The organism is Draconibacterium sp., from assembly GCF_041583095.1.
In the GTDB taxonomy this organism is placed as follows: domain Bacteria; phylum Bacteroidota; class Bacteroidia; order Bacteroidales; family Prolixibacteraceae; genus Draconibacterium.
In genome coordinates, this window is record NZ_JBFHGM010000072.1 from 1 (window position 1) to 19,468 (window position 19,468).

The following is a 19,468-nucleotide window of genomic DNA, read 5'->3' on the forward strand; positions in this document are numbered from 1 at the left end:
CAGTTTTGTACTGTACAATGCCTTTTGTACCAATACGGAATCTCCCAAAACCATTCCGGTCATACCTACTCCGGCAACTGCCCAGGTTCCGTGGTTGTGCACTCGATCGAATGAATATTTATCTTCTTCAGTAAAAAATTTAACTACGTTTCTAAAAAGATTGTTTTCAATGTTGGCTCTTTCTTCCACCGTTAGAAATTCGTGAATACAATCATAAGCCTGAATAGTATACACCAGCCAAACCGACTCGTTTAATCCCTGCCAAAACAATTTCCCGGGGGACTGGTTCTTCTTCATAGGATGAATACCCAGCGTTGGGTAAAGGGCTGCATATTCATTCAGCATATCGCGCACGAACACAGCATATTTTTCATCGCCACATAGCTGATATACAAGTCCGGAATTATACATTTCTATGTAATTCCGTTTGTGTTTTTCGTGTGAATAACCACCGCCAGGATCTTTTGGAAAAGGGACTACAATTCCAGCTTCTATTCCTTTATCTGCAATTTCTTTTGCATTCTCATATGATGATTGTAATAGAGGATATTTTTGCAAACCATCAACGATACCCGAAACATCTGCTTTTTGCATAATGAGCCTTGGGAAACCTTTAGTTTCATCATTTATAGTTTCCGTTTTCTTACAAGAAAAAAGAACGACAAAAAGTAAAAGCGATATGTAAATGTGAATGTTTTTCATCGTTATTTATTGAATTAGTTTTACTGCGTATTTACTACCAGCTTCACGAATTTCTACAATCAGAAAATGAGGAAACTGACTTACCATTTGATTAAATGTTTGAGCATAAACCTGAGAAGTAGAAAGCAACTTTCCGGATACCGAATAAAGCGATATGATACGCTTACCCTCGTTTCTAAAGTTTACGTTTAATGATCCTTTAGTTACAGAAATATTATAATTTGGTTTTTTTATTATTTGAGAAAAAGTTGGAATATCGTAGTTGGCACCAACATCTGATTTTGTTACCGGGAAAGTTATTTTTTCCTCATCCGAAAGTTGGTCACAACCAGCGTCTTTTGTTTCGGATCGTAATTGCCCGTCAATGTCAACAGATATAGTATCAAATACACCTGAAACAGCAGCTCCAATCACCGGATTTTCGGAAGTTGGTCTATACATTTTCCCATCCAAAACCATCGGAAGTTCTGTTTGTACAAAACCGTCATCTGAAATTCCAATAGCTTCCGCATCGGAATAAATTCCCTTCCAGTTTACTCCACTTGCCGAACTGTAAACTTTTACCAAATCACGCCCTTCTTTAGAAACGATCAGGTTGTTTTCGATAAATGAAGTTATTGGTGCAAGGGATTTTTCTTCATCAACACCTGCTCCAATAGCAAATGGTTCTTTACAATTTACAATGGTGTTAAAACCTACGCATGCATCTTCAACCTGACGATAACGGTTTGCCGGAGAATTGGGGACACCGTTAGCTAAACAAATGGCTGCACGATACGAAGTTCCTTCCAAATTTTCAAGGTAGTTATTATACACCCTGTGTCCGGGGCCAATGAGGCGTATGCCGCCACAATTCTTTTCATCATTGCCAAAAAAGTAGTTGCCATACACCCAGCAATCCGAGCCATGTCGGAGGGTAAGTGTTCCTTCACAATTATCGAAACTGTTGTAACGATAGTGGTTACCAACTGATTTATTCGAAATGATTTCAATCTCGCCATCACATTCATCAAAAAGGTTGTATTCTACCACACAATTCGAATTGTATCTTTCCCAATCACTGGTTCCAATTCTAATGGTTTCGCCACCGTTTTCACCCAAATCCTGGCGTGGACCAAAATAGTTATGATCGATTAAATGGTAATCTGGCGTTTCGTCAAGCCAAACAACAAAAGTTGCTCCTGAGCTTGTTTTTCCGGAGAAGCTACAATGGTCAACACGGTTATGGGTTCCGTAAAGCGAAACATATTTTGTATCGATACTTCCGTTAGCTGGATTATAATTTTCAACAGTAACATTTGTTAAACGACAATTGTGTGCAAGCGATGAAGAAGCGGTACGAAAAGCGATAATGGAACCGCTTTCGGTAATATCGCCATCACGGAAAATGAAGTCGCGAACTTCCAACCAATTTCCACTAATCTCAATACGGCTATTTCCGGTAAAGATGGTTTGACCGAGCGTTTCGGCACCAAATACAATCGGAGCATTTTCGCTTCCTTCGCCTTTAAACTCCAACTCTACATCATCCCATTGCTGCGCAGCCAATAATACGGTATCGCCGGGCAAAACAGAAGCTACTGCATCATCAAACTGATTTTTGGTGCTTACCCTATAAACTTCGGCATTTGCAGGTATTGCCACCTGAAGCATTATTAATATTATAAGTATGTATCTTACTAATTTCATTTCTTAGAAATAATTTAAAACGGCGGCAGCGCCATTGTACGATATGATTAATGAAAAGATCAGTGCCAATACAAGGCCGGCATTAACAAAAGCACCTATTTTGTGCGTACCCATTCGTTTTTTATTGTTAGCCAGAATAATTATTCCGACAATTACCAATGGCAATACAAATACGTTAAAAACCTGTGTTAGAATTTGAGCTTGTATAGGATTTTCTCCGGCAATGGGGACCCACAAAGCAACCAACGCTGCAATGGCAGTAACAATTCTGAACTGTTTTGAATTGGTGTCTAATTTCCCTTCCTGATAATCGGCCAATAATAATGGAGCAATCATCAGACACGGGAAAATTGATGAAAGTCCGGCACTAAGTGTTCCGAAAACAAAAATGGTAAGTGCGAAACGCCCTGCAATAGGTTCAAGCGTATTTACCATATCGAGTACCTTGGTTACTACTTTCCCTTCGTGGTAAAGTGCACCACTGGCCACTGCCATAATAGATCCGCTGATAATAAAAACCAAAATAGCTGCGGTTATCGAATCGTTCTTCTGTTTTGTTAAATCTTTAATTGTCCAGCCTTTTCCCAGCACAAAAAGCGGACGTGAAAGAAAAGTGGCTGCTGCCATGGTTGTCCCCACAAAAGCAGCTGTTAACATCTGGCCTCCTTCAACATCGGGAATTGACGGGATAAGTCCCCCGATAATTTCTGTTGGCTGCGGAAACACAAAAAGTAACGAGGCAATAAACGACACTCCCATGATAGTTACAAAAATCACTAAAACTTTCTCGAAGAAGGTGTATTTTCCAACCATCAGCAAACCATAGAAGGTTATCATTATAACAATAGCAATTCCTAAAACTACCTGGTATTCTGAACTGCTAATTGACGGATAATACAAAGCAACAATTTCATAAATCATGTTAGCGGAGATCCCAAGAATTCCAGTTAGCGAATTCCATTGGCCAAAAGTGATTCCAATAATTATAAGAATGGCTAATAGTTTGCCAGCTTTAAAATGATTTTTAAAACCAAACAATGCGGTTTCGCCGGTTACCAGGGTATATTTTCCGTAAGTATAAATTAATACCCCAGAGAAAATACAACTAAACAACAACACCCAAAGCAATTGCATACCAAAGCTGCTACCGGCAACGATCATCGATGTTACGCTACCCGTACCAATGGTATACCCAATGGCAAAAATGCCCGGTCCAAAAGACAGTATTAGCGCGGCTATCTTTTGTAATATGGTTCTATTTACCTTTGTTTCGCTCATTATAATGATACTGTTTTTCCTGGTTTCACCGACGTATTATTAATCTCAACCTCTATTATTCCACAATTGGTTATTTCCAATTTATCTTCTTCGAGCGTCACCCATAAATCGCTTTTTGAGCTTACAGCAACTACTTTATTATCAACTGTCAATTCCGTTGCTTCCAGAAGTATAAAGTCTTCTTTTTTATAGATCACCTGTTTTGCGTTGGTTTTAACCGGGCTGTTTATCCCTGAGACAATGTTCCATTCATTTGCTTTGAATTCGTTGTAATCATCGATCATCAAACGCTCTTCAAAATTCTCGAATGGAAATAAAAGTGTAGTCCACGAAGTTTGGTTTTGAAAGCTTTTTTGGAAAACGCTTCTCCCTTTTCCGCGAGCCGATGCTTTAGAAATTTTGTCGGCAGTTCCGCCCATCTGAATGATTTCCAGTCCTGCTCCGTTCGAAAATACCGAACGAATATGCGTGCCTTCCTTTTCCACATCGTAATGTCCCTGCCAAACCTGTTGTGATTCATGTTCTCCACCGTTTGCGATAAACCGATCGCGAACAATCCAGAAACCATCCTTTACAAAAATTACGGTTCGGTAAGTTTTAACACCTTCTTTGTCGTATCCATTATGGCTTCCCACAAAAACATCGAATTCCTTATTTTTTTGCCACGCCAACACATTTGGCTCGGGCAGATTTAGAAACTTCCCAAAACCGCTTCCGCCCTGGTTTCCTTTCCATTCCCGCCCCTGAGGGATTGAATCGAGCAAGGCAACGCTTTTTACCCATGAATTTTTAAATTCCGGGAAATCGGGTAAATAGTACCTTACCTGGTAGTTTGGCAACAAAACATTTCCAAAGGCATAAAGCTGCAATCCAAGCATATCGGCATGCTGATGATCAGGCTTTTCAGGGGTTAATCCCGCCGAGACAATGGCATAAACATCATTATCACTCCACCCGTTCCGCATCATAAAATAGCCAGTTTCCGGAAGTTCACACGATCCCAGTTGTGGCTCTTTCTTTTGAACTGATTTTAATCTGGCCTGCTGTTCCGGTTTTAGATACCAGTAATATTCTGCCGAGACTTTTGAGGAAGCAAAATAAACGTAATCGGGTTCCCCAAATAAAACAGCTCCCAAAGCCATAGTATTATCAATCTCATTGTATTCTGCCCAGGGCGAACCGGTATCGTCTTGTAAAACGGGGGCTTTTTTGTTGGGCATCGCAATTTTCAGCAATACATCAAAAAGCCCTTTTATTCTTGTTTCCCAAATGGGTTTTAATTCAATATTATTTAGTTTGGCTAACTGGTAAGGATAAAAATAGTTTTCAATATCGTCGATATGGTAATGTACTGTACGTTCAAATTGAAAACCATCAGCATAAATTTCTTTCTCTAAATGTTCTTCCAATCGTTTCAATGATCTTTCTTTCCATAACTCAGAACCTTCAATCTCGGGAAAAAGAAATGCCAACATAGCAAGTGCACTCATGCCGCGGGTTTGATGGTTCCCTTCAGTATATACAGGATTATGATGATACAATTTTGCAGCCGTGTGTAAAAAAGTACGAATCATCTCCAATTGCTGACTGGTTGAATAATCATCAGACGCAAGAAGAATTTGATGAACCAATAGCCAGTTCCATACACGATTCCCAGCTCGATACGCTTCATACGCACCGTTACCTTCTTCAATAATTTCGAATTGATTGTTGTTGAAAGCTGCGTTTAATGAAGCAGCCTGATCCGGTATATAATCCAGGTATTTTTTATCGCCGGTGTAGTGGTACAAAAATGCAATGCTAACCGCTTTGTGTTGACGTGTTAAGTGGCGATACGGGTAAGATGTAACCGTTTCACCTTTTAGGTTTTCGAAACCTATTTTCCATTGTGTTTTGGCAGGGTATAACTCCAAATGTTTCTTCGCATCTTTTGTATGAAAATCTTCGCGGTTTGAATACATTTGGTTGTATTCGAAGAAACGATTTTCAAAGTTTTTCCAATCGAAAAAATAGCGTTCTGAGAATCTTTCCTTAAAATATCTTGTAAGCTCTTCAATGGCTTGTTCTGTATTTCCTTGCTTGTAATTGTTTTTTATAGCTTCTAATTCGGGGTAGTTATCAACATCCAACAATTCAATAATTTCTGCGTTTGTAGGCACATGATTATAGGCTATCCCATTATTTTGTGCAAACACAGTTAGCGGCAAAAGCAACAAAAAACTATATATAAATTTTTGAATCATTTTTGATTTAGTCTTTTAAAAGAAACTTCGTAAAGTTTTCAGATCCTTTTTCATGGCTACTATTACTTCATCTGGCGAACAGGAAAGTGTTGTAGCACCATGCTCGGCACCACCAATTGGATATTCCAGATGAAGAGTAAAATCACCATTAATACTTAACTCATCGATGATTTGGAAATAGCGTTCGAAATTGACCATTCCTTCACCAACCGGCACATTAAAAGGTCGCCAGGTTCCTTCAGTTTTCTTCCAGATAAAATCTTTGACATCGAAGCTATTGATTTTGTCTGCAAGAAATTTCATTCCCAGTGGCCATGCTGTACCTCCTTCAACCGTTGCATGCCTGATATCATATCTTACTCCAACCAAATTCGGATCAATCCCATCCAACATCAAGCCCATATCCCAAACAGGGCCTCCAGCCATTTCACCAGCGTGATTCTGATAAGCTGCAGTCAAACCCAGTTTTTTATTAAGATCTGCTAATCCTTTTAATTTAAGATTGAATCCAGTGATGTTCTCCTCAATAGAAAGAGTCGGATTATAATCGAACCATCCGAGTCTATAGTTTTTAATTCCTTCCCTTGCAGCAGTTTCCAGAATATCAATGGTTAAAGCATCTTCCGGATCTGTTATGGCGGTAGTCATTCGGTCAGCATTCAAACCAGCCTTTTTTATTGCATTGATTGCTTTTGGCAGATCTTCTTTTACACGTTCCGGTAAAACATGCCCTTTAGGTCGAACAGTTAAGTCTATTCCATCAAAACCAACTTTTTTGGCTGTTAATGCCATTTCCTCAAAGCTCAACCATTGTATGTGTTTCGAAAAAATGTAAACCTTCCTTTTGCTATTGGATCCAAAACTACTCATCCCGAGTACAGGATTAAGACCAATTAGAGTAACCATGGAAGCAAGTGATGTTATTTTTATAAACGACCTTCGTGAGTTCATATGCAAAATTTTATTACAATGAGAGAGATAAAGGGGATGGGAAATACCATCCCCTTAAAGATTCTAACTAAACTAAAACTCAACTAATAACCAGGATTATGATCTAATCCATCATATACATTCAACCTAAGAACGGTATCTGAATTATTCATGATTCACTTCTAATTCATAGTATTTGACTTTAGAAAAGGCATTTTCATCATGTGTCACCAGATAGTTCCCTGCCTTAAAATAATTTTCGAAAACGCCCCACTTTTCAATATGGATGTTATCATAAATTACTGATTCTTTTCCATTTAAAATGACCTCCATTCTTCCATCCGATACTTTCACTTCTAATGTGAATTTTCCAAAGCCAACAGCTTCTGAAAAAGTATACCCAGCATCATCTCCCCAGGTATCAGTTTCAAGCATCTCTTCATAAGAAGCATTTAAATTCTTAAGTACTTTTGTTTTTACTCTGACAGTTCCGTTAGCCCAATATATCTTTAATATGGGAGGGGCGTTGTTATCTTTTGCTCCAATCAAATCTCTTTGCTCATCGGTTAACCTGCCATGAATCTGCATGATGATAGCCCGATGATAATCCCCCTCACCATCTTTAGAAATATCAGACATAGCCAAAGTTCCTTTCATATATCCACCTTGCGCAAATGTCCAATTCATTTTCCCATAATCCTGAGGATTCATTAACTCCCTCAGTTCAGTTCTTGAGTAAGAAGAATTTGCAGTAGAAGCTCCGGGATAGGTATAAAACACCAGGGCTCCTTCGATGGAATCGTTGAACATAAAAGGCTTTAGCGTTTCATTCGTCGCATAATCCAATATTTCAGGAGGTAACACTTCCGTTGGATTTCCAACCGGAAGTGTTACTTTCCAATTGCTTAAATCAATATCAGGTAATTTATAATCTATCTCCTCTTCAGGTGTTACAATATCAAGAACATCGTCGGATGAGTCCTGACAACTAACACTAATCATTGCTACACAAAAGCTAAGAGTTAGAAAGATTATATTTACGATTGACTTAAGCATTTCCTATTAGTTTTGCTCAGCTACCACAATTTCAAACATATCGGCACGACACTCAACACCTTCATTGGTGATAAGTATAGCAATGCTTCCGTTTGTTCCTGTATTAAATGGAATTGAAACTTGCACATAGGTATCCGGATCAGTTGTATCGGTACCAACGTGTTCACCTAATGTGGCACCGGCAACTTCAGATAAATCACTTATTGTTCCACCCAATACCCTTACGGTTAAATTACCTGCACCGTCTTTCATGGTATAATAGTAGGTAAGGATATAATCGGTATTTGGTGACACTTCTATTCCATCCTGGTAAGCAACTCTATCACCTGCTGAAGGGAATTTAGCGGCCTGAGATCCATCGTAAACAGGGCTACTGGTAATTTGAATTACCCCACCAAAGTCGTTTCTCCATGAGTCTCTACCGTCTCCTGTTCCATCAGGCAAAGTCAAATCTTCGAAACTAGGCTCTAAAATTACCGGGATAATAGCTTCCGGTTCTTCCGGTTTAACAACCTCAATAGTTTCGGAATATGTACTTTCTACACCAAGCTTATCAGAAGCCTTTAAAGTTACCGTATAGGTTCCTTCGCCCGGATAGGTATTCTTACCATCTTTATCGATTGAGGTATTACCATCTCCAAAATCCCATAAGTAGTCGGTAGCACTGTTTGATAAATTCGAGAAAGTATAATCTTTCCATTCTTCAGCAGTACCTTGCCCCTGCGCATATGTAAAGTATGCACTTGGTGGTGTTTCATCCGGTTTTGAATTTGCTTCTGGCAAATCGTATGCAAAATCACAAGCTGTAAAAGAAACTGCTAATACCAAGATCATCAATTTCCAAACAGAGCTTCGATTTAGTTTTGTATTTATAATGTTATTCTTCATTTTAAATCAAGTTAATTGTTAAACAAATCTTAGTAACCAGGATTTTGCGTAAGCAATCCTTTACTTAAGTTAATCTCTCGCTGAGGTATTGGTAGCAATAAATCAGTTGCCGAGAAACTTCCACCTGTTTCATTCGAGAAAGCCGACAACACTTCTTCTGCCATTCCGAAGCGTACTAAATCAAAGAATCTGTGATTTTCAAAAGCCAACTCTACCCTACGTTCATTTAATAAATCTTCCTTGGTAATTTTGGATACTGGATCAGTAATTCCAGCCCTGTTACGAACCTGCATAAAAGAATTGATAGCCGAGGAACTTGAAGTTTCTGAGCTTCCGGCCATTATCGCTTCAACATGCATTAACAACACATCGGCATAACGTAAAATTATCCAGTCGTTTCCTGCTTTTTGAGGATCGCTTGAGGTCGGATCAATTCCTAAATTGCTATCTCCATTCGGAAGATACTTAACAACCTGGTATTTTTCATATTGCTTAACATCCTGACGATAGGAATACATTGTTCTATCACCACCCATTGCGTCTAAAGCCTGACGTGCATTGGCAGTAACATAGTTAACACCACTGGTTCTACCAACCGCATTTAACCATTCAGCCGAGAAGTTTTGGCTGTCATCAGTAAGGTCTCCAAGGTACTCAACCGCAAAAATGATTTCGTCATTTAACTCGTTATAAAATACATCTTTAAAATTAGGCTGCAACGAAAAACCGCTAGCTATTACGTCCTCACACAAGCTTTGCGCTAAATCGTAATTTTCACCTTGAGTTAAATACACTTTAGCCAGCAATGCCTGAGCTGCAGCTTTCGAAGCTCTACCCTTATAAGTATTGTCAAGATTAGCAACTGCAGTTTGTAAATCAGATTCAATTAAATCGTAAATAGTGGAAGTAGATACTCTTGTATAGGCTGTTTCTGCATCAGATGGACTAATTACTTTGTCGACTAAAGGAACGTCACCAAATAAGCGTACTAAATTAAAGTAAGCATAGGCCCTTACAAACTTCGCTTCGCCTTCAAAAGCACCAACAGCATCTTCTGATGCTACACCTAAGTTTTCTAAAACCAAATTTGCTCTGTAAATGATGTTGTAGTAACTATCATAATAGTCTGAAACCCGACCATTTGTTGCTTGTACAGTAAAACTTTCAAACTGAGCATCTTCACCTTCGCTACTCTTTGTCTCGGTATTGTCAGTTCTCATTTCAGTAATATAGAACTCGTACATGATACCGTGATTATCGGATGTACTTGTAGAATTAACTCCCTGAATTCCATCATACATATTTAGAATGGCTGCTTCTAATTCAGTGTCATTTGAAAAGAAGTTAGAAGAAGTTATAACACCCGAAGGATCTGGACTCAAAAATGTGTCCTCACACGCAGTGAATACTATTATAATTAGAAGCACCGCTATTTTGCTTATATATTTAATCATGTTTCCCATAATTTATCAGATTAAAAATCAATGTTTACACCAAAACTTATTGTTTTAGCAATCGGAGAACCTGCTCTCTGGTAACCATAGGTTGTTGGAGAGGTATCATCTATAGACTCAGGGTTGAAACCTGTGTAATCATCGGCTGTAAAATAGAGTAAGTTTTGTGCTGACACATATATTCGTGCTTTTTCAATGAAAGTTCTTTCTAACAAGTTTTTCCCAAAAGTGTAGCCAAAATTTACATTTCGTAATGAAATGTAAGAAGCATCCTGAACTATATCGTCTGTAAATATCTTCTCCTTAATAAACTCCTGGTCTGGAGTTATTGCCGGATTAAAATCCTGACTACTATTAAAATGGTTGAAGATATACTGGTCTCCCATGTTTCTCACCTCGGCTCCATGCGAGCCCTGAAACATAAAACTAAAATCGAAGTTTTTAAATTTGAAATCATTCGAGAAACTCCAAATCAATTCCGGATATGGATTACCCAGAACCGCTTTATCTTCATCATCAATAATACCATCACCATTTAAATCCTTTACATAAACGTCCTGGGCTTCTCCTCCAACTGGATGGTAAGGATTATTTAAATATTCCAACGGTATATCTCTATCAACTACCCAGCCATAAAATGATGAAATTGGCAGACCTTCCAGGTTGATCCATTCAGCTGCCCTTTTCGAGTCAACACTTTGAATTTGACCGTTAGACTCAGCAAAATCGTTTAACTTGTTTTCGTTTTTAGAAGCCATTATTGCACCACTCCAGCTAAAGTCTTTTGTAATGTTTACGGTAGATCTTAATTCAAGTTCAATACCGCTGTTCTCTACCTCTCCTCTGTTAATTAATGCTGCATCGAAACCGGTAGTTGTTGAAACAGGGTTTTCCAGAATTAAGTTATCACTGGTTCTATTGTAATATTCAACCGAACCTGAAAGCAAACCATCCCACAACATAAAATCAAGACCCGGGTTAAATTCTACTGATTTTTCCCATCCTAAATCAGGATTTGCAATGTTTAAAGCGTTAAAACCTGTTACCAGCGAACCGTTTACAACTGCCGTTGAGGTTTCCAACAATGCTAAATAAGGATAATGTTCTTCGTAAACCGTTCCGGCATCAATTGCATTATTACCAGTTACACCATAACTAAATCGAAGCTTTAAGCTATTTATAGCTTCACTATCTTTTAAGAAATCTTCTTCTGAAAGCCTCCAACCTACTGAAAAAGCGGTGAAGTTACCGTATTTAGTATCTGCTCCGAAACGCGAACTACCGTCGCGACGGAAACTTGCTGAAGCCAAATATTTGTCTTTATAAGCATAGTTGACCCTACTTGTAAACGATAATAAACGTTCCTGGTACTTACCCGATTCAGCTGCACTAATTGTACCTGCTGCACTAATATTCTGGATGTAATCGAATGTATAACCGGTTGCATTAATGCTCGCGAATTCAGTATCCCATGATTCAACCGACATACCCAAAATAGCGCTAATATCGTGGTCGCCCATTCTTTTATCGTAACTAAAGAAATTGTCATTTACAAGGTGAATCCGGTTCTGGGTTGATTCGTATAGCTGTGTATTATCTGCACCATTTCTATGGCCCAAAGGTCCCTGCCATCTTCTAACATCTGTATTTTGGAAATCACCACCAAAAGAAGACTTAAAGTTTAAGTCCTTTGTAATATCATACTGCACATAAGCAACACCGTACATTTTAAATTTTTTGTAGGTATAGTCCCTCTCCAAAACCTTAGCAGCAGGGTTTACATTCGAAGTATTGCTAATATCTACTTCCGAACCATTCAACATATAATTGTCGAAATGACGCTGATTTGCGTAATCGCCTACCTGTACGTCAGGATATGTGTTTCTATCCACAAATTGAATAGTATTTTCGTCGTGATATACAGGTAACCATGGTGGTTGACGTAAGATATCATGTGTTGAACCATCAAATCTTCTTCGGTTTGAATAAGAAGGTGATAAGTTTACACCCATCTTAAACTTATTAACCTTAGTATCTAGTTTCAACTTTAAACCAAACTTTTCATAACCATCTGTTAAAAGAACACCTTCATCATTTAAATAATTTATCGAGGTACTAAATTTTGTATTCTCACTTCCACCTCTTGCACTAAACGAGTAGTTTTGAATGGTACCACCATCAAAAATAACATCTTGCCAGTCTCTGTCAACACCAATCATTTGCTTGTATTGAGTTCTTGCTGAAAGTTCGCCTGTAGCAGCTAATTCAGCAGCAGCAGTTTCGGCAACAGAAAAGTAATAAGCATCGCTTTGGTGCGCTTCTTTAAAGCCGTAATAAGAATTGAAGTTAAATTTTGTTTTTCCTTCTTTACCTTGTTTCGATGTAATCATGATTACACCATTTGCTCCCCTTGAACCATAAATTGCAGCCGAGGCAGCATCTTTCAATACTTCAAACGAAGCCACATCATTCATATCAAGGTTACCCAGGTAATCCGAATCAACCACAATACCATCAACCACAATTAATGGGTCTGAACTACCACTAATAGAGCCGGTTCCTCTAATGCGGATTGTAGGAGCTGTACCAGCTCCACCATCGGTAGCTTGAATATTAACACCCGATATTTTACCGATCAAAGCGTCATCAACACGTGCCACCGCAACTTGCTCCATATTTTCATTTTCAAGTTTCGAGATAGCTCCGGTAAGGTGCGATTTCTTCTGAACGCCATATCCAACTACCACAACCTCATCAAGGCCGGTAACGTCGGCTTTCAAACTTACATTTAAGTTAGCATTCCCTGAGAACTCAATCTCCTGGGTTAAATATCCAATAAATGATATTTCAATTATTCCTGATTCGTTTTGGGTTGTTAAGGAGAAATTACCATCAACATCCGTAATCGTACCGTTCGTTGTCCCCTTTTCAATAATTGTTGCCCCAATTAAGGCTTCGTTATTTTCTGCATCAATAACATTTCCAGCGAGCTGGGCCTGCGCAGAAGCTCCAACCGCAAAAGCCAGTAAAATTATTGCAAGGCTTAAGAATTTTTTCATCTAATTTGATTTTTAAAAATTTCAAGATTTTGTTTAATTCAATAATATATCTTTGCAGAGCGCGGTTTAATCTTATATTTTGATATTTGTTACCTGCAAGTTCATATATCATTTTGAAAGATTTTACCGTGGTTCTCTAAAAGGATTGGCTTCTTAAGTCAATCCTTTTTATCTAATACTATTCCCATTTCAATACATAGATTTTTTAAGTTTTTGTTTGATTACTATTTGTTTTAATGATTAATTTGAAATATTAATTTTTTATTCGTTTCCCTTATAAGACAAACTGAAGTTTACAACATCTTTTAAATGTACTCGCATTGCCTCTTCTGCGGCTTTAGAATCTTGTTTAATGATGCAATCGAGTATAACTTTATGCTCATCAAACGACTTGTAAAACCGTCCTTCTCCGCATACATTTAGCTTTCTGTAAATTTCAAGGATGTCGGGTATCAGAATCAGCATTAAAGATTTTATTACCATATTCTGGCTGGCTTCGGTAATTTGTATATGAAAGTTAAAGTCCTCCTTAATCCCTGGTAAATTTGCATCAACACGCTGCTTATATTCATCAAGTTTTTCTTCCAGGTCAGCAATATCGCGGTTTGAACGACGAATCGCAGCCTGGCCACATGCGTATGTTTCCATCACTACCCGTGTTTCAACCAAATGGAAAAAATCATTTTCATTTAGTTTTATCACATTCGAAATCAATCCTTCCATTGCTGAAATATCAGCACCGGAAACGATTGTTCCACTTTGCGGTAATGTTTTGAGAATACCATAAAACTCCAATTTCTTTATAGCATCGCGTACATAAGTACGACCAATTCCGAACGACTCCGATAGCTTTCTCTCAGAGGGTAATTTATCCCCTGGTTTCATTTGGCCCGATACGATTGAGTTACGTATCTGTTTTATAATTTTATCTACCGGACTTTCTACTTCTATGGCTTTAAAGTTTTCTAAAACATCCATGATGTATTGATTTAAATTGGATTTACAGAATTTGAAAAATCACTACCTAAAGAATTATTCTCAACTTTAGTGTAGACTAAATAATCACTGTGTGTCAAATCAACAGATATAATAAGAATGGGAGCAGATCGCTCTTGGTGAAATAAGTTTTTGTAGCTAAAACAGTTCATAGTTAATATTTTTAGATTCGACCACATTCAATCTGGTTGACCAGTTACCAAAAATTGGTTGACCAATTATACGAGCATTCCAAAATATTATCACTATGAAAATTGGTTTTGTCAAAACCAGTTTACTATATGCTGTATATCAACTGCTTACAAAATATGTTTTATAACACATACGGAAATATGATAAGCAAAACCAACACTATATGTTAAGCAAAACAGATCATTCAAGTGCAACAGAACGGCTATCAGACAGTAGGGGGAAAATTCAGAAACATCGTTTTATTATTTCTGAATAACTTAAATTAAACGAATTGAAACTGGTCCTATTAAGTAAATTAATGTGAGGTTTTTGTATTTAACACAAGCATTTTCAACCTCCGAAAATCTTTCTTATACAAAAAAAGCGCTTATTACTAAGCGCTTTTCGTTCACAAGAAATATAACTAACTGTCCTTTTCAGACATTATTAATTATCCTCATCATATTCTATTACAGGATCGAATGTCCAAATATCATCAAAGTAATACGTTGAACTTCTGCCAGTGGCAATGTAGCCTCTCGAACCAACTGCAAAACCAACAGCTTCTGTACGTGAAGTACCTTCAAAAGATGTTTTTTCTGTCCACAAATCTAACTGCGGATCGTATTCCCAAATATTGCTAATCATCGATCCTATACTACCGGTTGCAAGGTATCCTAATCCATTTAGTGTAAAGCCAACACCATTTATACGTGCAATTGAAAGATAATCATCGTCGTAGCTAAGATCGTCATCATCGTCTGATATGGCACGTTTTTCAGTCCAGTACCCTGTTGACGGATCGTATTCCCAAAGGTCGTCTTCGTATACACCATTATCCAGCCCCGACATTACATAGGCTTTACTGCCAATTACAAAACAAGCAGCATCCCTTCTTTTCGATCCGCCAATACTGATAATTTGTTCCCAGGTATCAGACTCAGGCGAATAAGCATAAAAGTCTTTTAGGTAATTCCCGTCGTAACCACTGCCGATATAACCTTTTCCACTTACTGCAAAACCAACAGCTCCATAGCGTGCACTACCCATAAAATCTGCTTTCTGAGTCCATGTATCCGTAGAAGGATCATATTCCCAAAAATCCTTCAACTCATCCTCTCCGTCGTATCCGGTACCAACGTAACCTTTTCCATCCATACTAAATGCTACAGCACCATTTCTGGCTGCTCCCGGAAATGATGCAACCTTTGTCCAGAAATTATTATCCGGATCGTACTTCCAAAAATCGTTCAAACGGTCGTCGCCATCATATCCCAAACCTATGTATGCCATATCATTAATTTTGAAACAAACAGCATCGCTGCGTGGCACACCATCAAAATCCGACATTTCCCACCAGTCACCATCGGTAATCTCATCTTCATCATCGACGGTACAAGAAACCAGCGTTACCAATGCAAAAAATAAAAAGTATAAAAGAATGTTTTTCCCTGTCTTCATCATATCTAAAAAATTATTTTTATTGTTCAATTCGCATAGGCAAACCTAAGCGTGTTTGCTGCGATTAAAAAGGAACTTGGACTAAAGTGGAAAAAGTCAAGACCAATCGATGGTTTTTATCGTTAAACGCCAAACAATTCATAAATCACCCGAGTATTATGAATAAAAAGTACAAAAAGGAGTGCAATTCACCGAATCGTCTGCAAGAATAGCCGATTGGTATATATTCTTTTCCTGTACGGCTATTCTTTTCTTCATTTGAAGCCGAAAACAGAAAATATACAATGAAGAAAAAAGCAATTATTGTCCTTGTTGGCTGGTTATTTTTATTGTCGTGCCACGATGATGAATCACTAATGGTCTCACTTGGCGACAACTACATTAACAACCAAACAAATGTTGCACTTATTGATACTATACAAGTCCTTTTATCAACCGTAAAAATCGATTCAATCCCTACTTCCGAGAGCAGCTATTTATTGTGTGGCAGTTACACCGATGCCGATTTAGGAAAAATAAGTGCCACTACCTATGCTCAAATTGGTATGCCATTGGCCGATATCGACGACGATGAGATTTTTGACTCGATAGTAATTTGTACGAACTACAGCGGAATGGCTTATGGCGACACGCTTTTACCTCAGACATTTAAAGTACATCGTGTAAGAGAAGATATAGAACCAAGCGACGATTACGATGCCGACCCCTATCTTTATAACACCACCACTTTAAACTACGACGAAATTCCTTTAGGATCGAAAACAATTGTTCCTAAACCCAACTTTCACGATACGCTTGCCATTCGTTTGAACGACGAACTGGGCCTGGAGTTCCTGTCCTACCTTCGCGATGATGATGAGTTTGAATCGACAAGCGAATTCCTTGACTATTTTCAGGGAGTGGCACTGGTTCCGGGAGATGAGAATAACTCGATATTAAGTTTTGATGTTGATTCATCTTTTCAAATAAGGGTTTACACGCACATTATCAAAGAAACCAAAGTTAACAAGTCGTACACATTTGTGCATCAAAGCACATCGCACAATCATTTCAACAATGTTAGCAACGATGTTGGTGGCATGGCCCTGGAGCAAGCCACAACTCAAACCGAAGAAATTTCTTCAAACCTGTTAAACAAACGCTCATACCTGCTGTCAAGTTTGGGTTATACCACGCGAATTGATTTTCCGGGTATCAGTAAAATTCTGGAGGTACAATACAAAAACATACTCTACAAAGCAGAATTGGTGCTTAAACCGCTATCGGGAACTTACAAAAGTAAAGGAGAATTGCCTGAAGAACTCATCCTCTATACTTCCGACAAAAAAAACAATGTTGTTGAGGAGCTGACCGACCAGGATGACTATTCAATTCCGGCCACCTTTTATTACGACGAATTTTACGACGAATATACACAGTACATCTTCGATATCACCGATTTTATTTACACCGAATTGAGCGATGGTTACGTTGACCCGGAAGACGGATTACTGGTAATGTTGCCAGAAACCGAATATGGCGGCACGCTTGACAACCTCGTATTTGATGCCCGATCACTTTCCAATTACCGTCCTACCTTAAACCTGTACTACGTTTTTTACGAATAGCCAACAGGCTTAAATTGAATAAAATGAACAGATTAATTTCGATTGCTTACATCAGCATTATTTCTATACTCCTATTGATCTTACCATTTCTCGGAAACACACAGAATACGGTGTCGCCCTACTCTATTTTTGGGCCTGGAGAAATTCGCAGCGGAGGCTTTGGACCCAACTTAGGCATGGGGGGAACAGGACTCGCCCTCGAATCAGAAAATAACCTGAACTCACTCAATCCTGCTTCTTATGCCGGGATGGACAGCCTAAAGCTGATCTTCGAATTCGGTCTTCAGGGAAAAGCCTACAACATCAGCAATTCCAACCAATCACTTTCGGGTTTTGAGGCCAACCTCGCTTATTTTGCGCTGGGTTTTAAATACACACGCTGGATGGCCGGTTCATTTGGCATGATGCCTTTTAGCACCGTTGGATACTCGATTAACCGTTTAAACTACATTGAAGGCACCAACGAGCAATACACGTCCAATTATGTTGGTAGCGGCGGAATTACTCGCTTTTACTTTGCCAATGCCATTAAACTGCTAAAAAAGTTATCGCTCGGAATAAATACTTCTTACCTGTTTGGGCAGCTCGCTCAAGAAGAATATATAACGGGCTCGACGCTTGTTCCGGAGATGATGATTGAACGAAAAGACTTTCTCCGAAGCTTTTACTTCGATTTTGGACTGCAATATCAATTTAATACAGCCAATACCAACTACTCGCTGGGTCTGACTTACGCCCCCGAGCAAAGTTTAAGCTCCAAGCACCTTGTTACTGCCTACGACAGCGACTACTCGATTATTCAGGGACAACAATACAATACAGAATACCTTGTTATTCCGCAGATTTTTGGCGCAGGAATTGGCTTAACACGCGACCGTTTAAAACTGGCTTTTGACTACACTTTTCAACAGTGGAGCAATGTTGAATACCCAATACAAGCCGAAGAGTTTAGTGATTCGCACCGGTTCTCCCTGGGAATTGAAACCAATCCGTGGGAACGCCGTGCAATCAACCCAGGATTTAAAAACTGGACTTACCGGATGGGATATAGCCACGAATCATCGTACCTGAAATTTGGTAATACCACCCTGGGAAGCAATGAGTTTACCATGGGTGCAGGAATTCCTCTTTACGGAGCTATCTCAAACATGGATATTTCAATTTCGCATGGAAGCTACGGAGCCAGTACCGGACACCTGACCAAAGAAAAATTCCTGCGTTTCAATATTGGATTCAGCTTAAACGAAAGAGCATTTCTAAAACGTGTTATCGATTAATGATATATTAAAAACTATTTTTTATTGCTAAAAACAAGTAGGGGAAAAAACAATCGGTAAAAAGAACTATTAAGGAGATTCTAAAACGTAAAAAATGAGATACGAAGTTCTACCATCTTCTGACTAAAATCAGAGCGATAACTTTCCCTACGCTATAAATTTATCATTTATCATTACCTGGGTTTTGTTAATTGCGTTGATATGGTCGAGCCCAACAATGTCTGATTTATGCACTCTTGAGAATTTCTCAGCAGCAAGGTTTTGTTATAGTCTTTTTAATGAATTGAGTATGATTACCGGTTGGTTGTTTTCTTTGGTATAGATTTTAATGTAGTCTTTTAACCCCTCGAGATACAAAATAGTATTCACCTTTATTAAAATGGTTTTGTAATCAGTTTTAACCAAAATGGTTTTATGATTGGCATCGTGATATTCCAGCTCCTGAACAAATTCCAGTTTCTTCGCATCCTTACTGCTATACTCGTATGTCTCATTCGCTGTTTTCAGAAAACGATCAAACTGCAGACCATAATATAGAGGTATTAAATGATACAATTGACTTTTACCGTTATTTCGATATAACTCCTCAAGCAGAATTTCTTTACGATTGCGTAATCGATACCATTGAAAATATTATACCTTCGGAAGTATCCTATC

General features: G+C 38.4%; 14 protein-coding genes. 2 read left to right on the forward strand and 12 right to left on the reverse strand.

What is annotated here, in order from left to right; all coding sequences use genetic code 11:
• From ABZB17_RS08960 to ABZB17_RS09010, 11 genes are all read right to left on the reverse strand, one after another.
• A partial coding sequence (locus ABZB17_RS08960) for an alginate lyase family protein (protein WP_372649541.1) occupies positions 1-594 on the reverse strand: 594 nt, incomplete at its 3' end.
• A 114-nt stretch (positions 595-708) separates the two neighbouring features.
• Complete coding sequence (locus ABZB17_RS08965; RefSeq protein ID WP_372649543.1) at positions 709-2,391, reverse strand: polysaccharide lyase 6 family protein; 1,683 nt, start codon at positions 2,389-2,391, stop codon at positions 709-711.
• Between the two features lie 3 nt (positions 2,392-2,394).
• Positions 2,395-3,669 (reverse strand): Nramp family divalent metal transporter, encoded by a 1,275-nt coding sequence (locus ABZB17_RS08970; RefSeq protein WP_372649545.1) that lies wholly within the window; start codon positions 3,667-3,669, stop codon positions 2,395-2,397.
• On the reverse strand, positions 3,669-5,912 hold the full coding sequence (locus ABZB17_RS08975) for a heparinase II/III family protein (RefSeq protein ID WP_372649547.1): 2,244 nt from the start codon (positions 5,910-5,912) through the stop codon (positions 3,669-3,671). The genes ABZB17_RS08970 and ABZB17_RS08975 overlap by 1 nt, the downstream gene beginning before the upstream one ends.
• Before the next feature lie 15 nt (positions 5,913-5,927).
• Complete coding sequence (locus ABZB17_RS08980) at positions 5,928-6,863, reverse strand: sugar phosphate isomerase/epimerase family protein (protein ID WP_372649549.1); 936 nt, start codon at positions 6,861-6,863, stop codon at positions 5,928-5,930.
• 144 nt (positions 6,864-7,007) lie between these two features.
• Positions 7,008-7,898, reverse strand: coding sequence for a polysaccharide lyase family 7 protein (locus ABZB17_RS08985; protein WP_372649551.1), 891 nt, complete (start codon positions 7,896-7,898; stop codon positions 7,008-7,010).
• 6 nt (positions 7,899-7,904) lie between these two features.
• Positions 7,905-8,786: a PKD domain-containing protein gene (locus ABZB17_RS08990; protein WP_372649553.1), complete on the reverse strand. Its 882-nt coding sequence runs from the start codon at positions 8,784-8,786 to the stop codon at positions 7,905-7,907.
• A 29-nt stretch (positions 8,787-8,815) separates the two neighbouring features.
• Positions 8,816-10,240: a RagB/SusD family nutrient uptake outer membrane protein gene (locus ABZB17_RS08995; protein ID WP_319501825.1), complete on the reverse strand. Its 1,425-nt coding sequence runs from the start codon at positions 10,238-10,240 to the stop codon at positions 8,816-8,818.
• Positions 10,241-10,260: 20 nt separating this feature from the next.
• Positions 10,261-13,299: a SusC/RagA family TonB-linked outer membrane protein gene (locus tag ABZB17_RS09000; protein ID WP_372649555.1), complete on the reverse strand. Its 3,039-nt coding sequence runs from the start codon at positions 13,297-13,299 to the stop codon at positions 10,261-10,263.
• 261 nt (positions 13,300-13,560) lie between these two features.
• Positions 13,561-14,277 carry a FadR/GntR family transcriptional regulator gene (locus tag ABZB17_RS09005; RefSeq protein WP_319481401.1) on the reverse strand — a complete coding sequence of 239 codons (717 nt, stop codon included), beginning with the start codon at positions 14,275-14,277 and terminating at the stop codon, positions 13,561-13,563.
• Between the two features lie 636 nt (positions 14,278-14,913).
• Positions 14,914-15,930 carry a Kelch repeat-containing protein gene (locus ABZB17_RS09010; protein WP_372649557.1) on the reverse strand — a complete coding sequence of 339 codons (1,017 nt, stop codon included), beginning with the start codon at positions 15,928-15,930 and terminating at the stop codon, positions 14,914-14,916.
• Positions 15,931-16,211: 281 nt separating this feature from the next.
• On the opposite strand from ABZB17_RS09010, the gene ABZB17_RS09015 reads away from it, so the two are divergent.
• A complete protein-coding gene (locus tag ABZB17_RS09015; RefSeq protein WP_372649559.1) occupies positions 16,212-17,534 on the forward strand; it encodes a DUF4270 family protein in 1,323 nt (440 codons plus the stop codon).
• A gap of 23 nt (positions 17,535-17,557) precedes the next feature.
• On the forward strand, positions 17,558-18,811 hold the full coding sequence (locus ABZB17_RS09020; protein ID WP_372649561.1) for a hypothetical protein: 1,254 nt from the start codon (positions 17,558-17,560) through the stop codon (positions 18,809-18,811).
• Between the two features lie 264 nt (positions 18,812-19,075).
• On the opposite strand, the gene ABZB17_RS09025 is transcribed toward ABZB17_RS09020, so the two are convergent.
• A complete protein-coding gene (locus ABZB17_RS09025; protein WP_372649563.1) occupies positions 19,076-19,366 on the reverse strand; it encodes a hypothetical protein in 291 nt (96 codons plus the stop codon).
• Positions 19,367-19,468 lie beyond the last annotated feature (102 nt).

Excerpts from the sequence above, each read along its gene's own strand:
- ABZB17_RS08980 (WP_372649549.1), bottom strand. The coding sequence starts at position 6,863 with ATGAACTCACGAAGGTCGTTTATAAAAATAACATCACTTGCTTCCATG.
- ABZB17_RS08990 (WP_372649553.1), bottom strand. The coding sequence starts at position 8,786 with ATGAAGAATAACATTATAAATACAAAACTAAATCGAAGCTCTGTTTGG.
- ABZB17_RS09020 (WP_372649561.1), top strand. The coding sequence starts at position 17,558 with ATGAACAGATTAATTTCGATTGCTTACATCAGCATTATTTCTATACTC.
- ABZB17_RS08975 (WP_372649547.1), bottom strand. The coding sequence starts at position 5,912 with ATGATTCAAAAATTTATATATAGTTTTTTGTTGCTTTTGCCGCTAACT.
- ABZB17_RS08970 (WP_372649545.1), bottom strand. The coding sequence starts at position 3,669 with ATGAGCGAAACAAAGGTAAATAGAACCATATTACAAAAGATAGCCGCG.
- ABZB17_RS09010 (WP_372649557.1), bottom strand. The coding sequence starts at position 15,930 with ATGATGAAGACAGGGAAAAACATTCTTTTATACTTTTTATTTTTTGCA.
- ABZB17_RS08995 (WP_319501825.1), bottom strand. The coding sequence starts at position 10,240 with ATGATTAAATATATAAGCAAAATAGCGGTGCTTCTAATTATAATAGTA.
- ABZB17_RS08965 (WP_372649543.1), bottom strand. The coding sequence starts at position 2,391 with ATGAAATTAGTAAGATACATACTTATAATATTAATAATGCTTCAGGTG.
- ABZB17_RS09015 (WP_372649559.1), top strand. The coding sequence starts at position 16,212 with ATGAAGAAAAAAGCAATTATTGTCCTTGTTGGCTGGTTATTTTTATTG.
- ABZB17_RS09000 (WP_372649555.1), bottom strand. The coding sequence starts at position 13,299 with ATGAAAAAATTCTTAAGCCTTGCAATAATTTTACTGGCTTTTGCGGTT.
- ABZB17_RS09005 (WP_319481401.1), bottom strand. The coding sequence starts at position 14,277 with ATGGATGTTTTAGAAAACTTTAAAGCCATAGAAGTAGAAAGTCCGGTA.
- ABZB17_RS08985 (WP_372649551.1), bottom strand. The coding sequence starts at position 7,898 with ATGCTTAAGTCAATCGTAAATATAATCTTTCTAACTCTTAGCTTTTGT.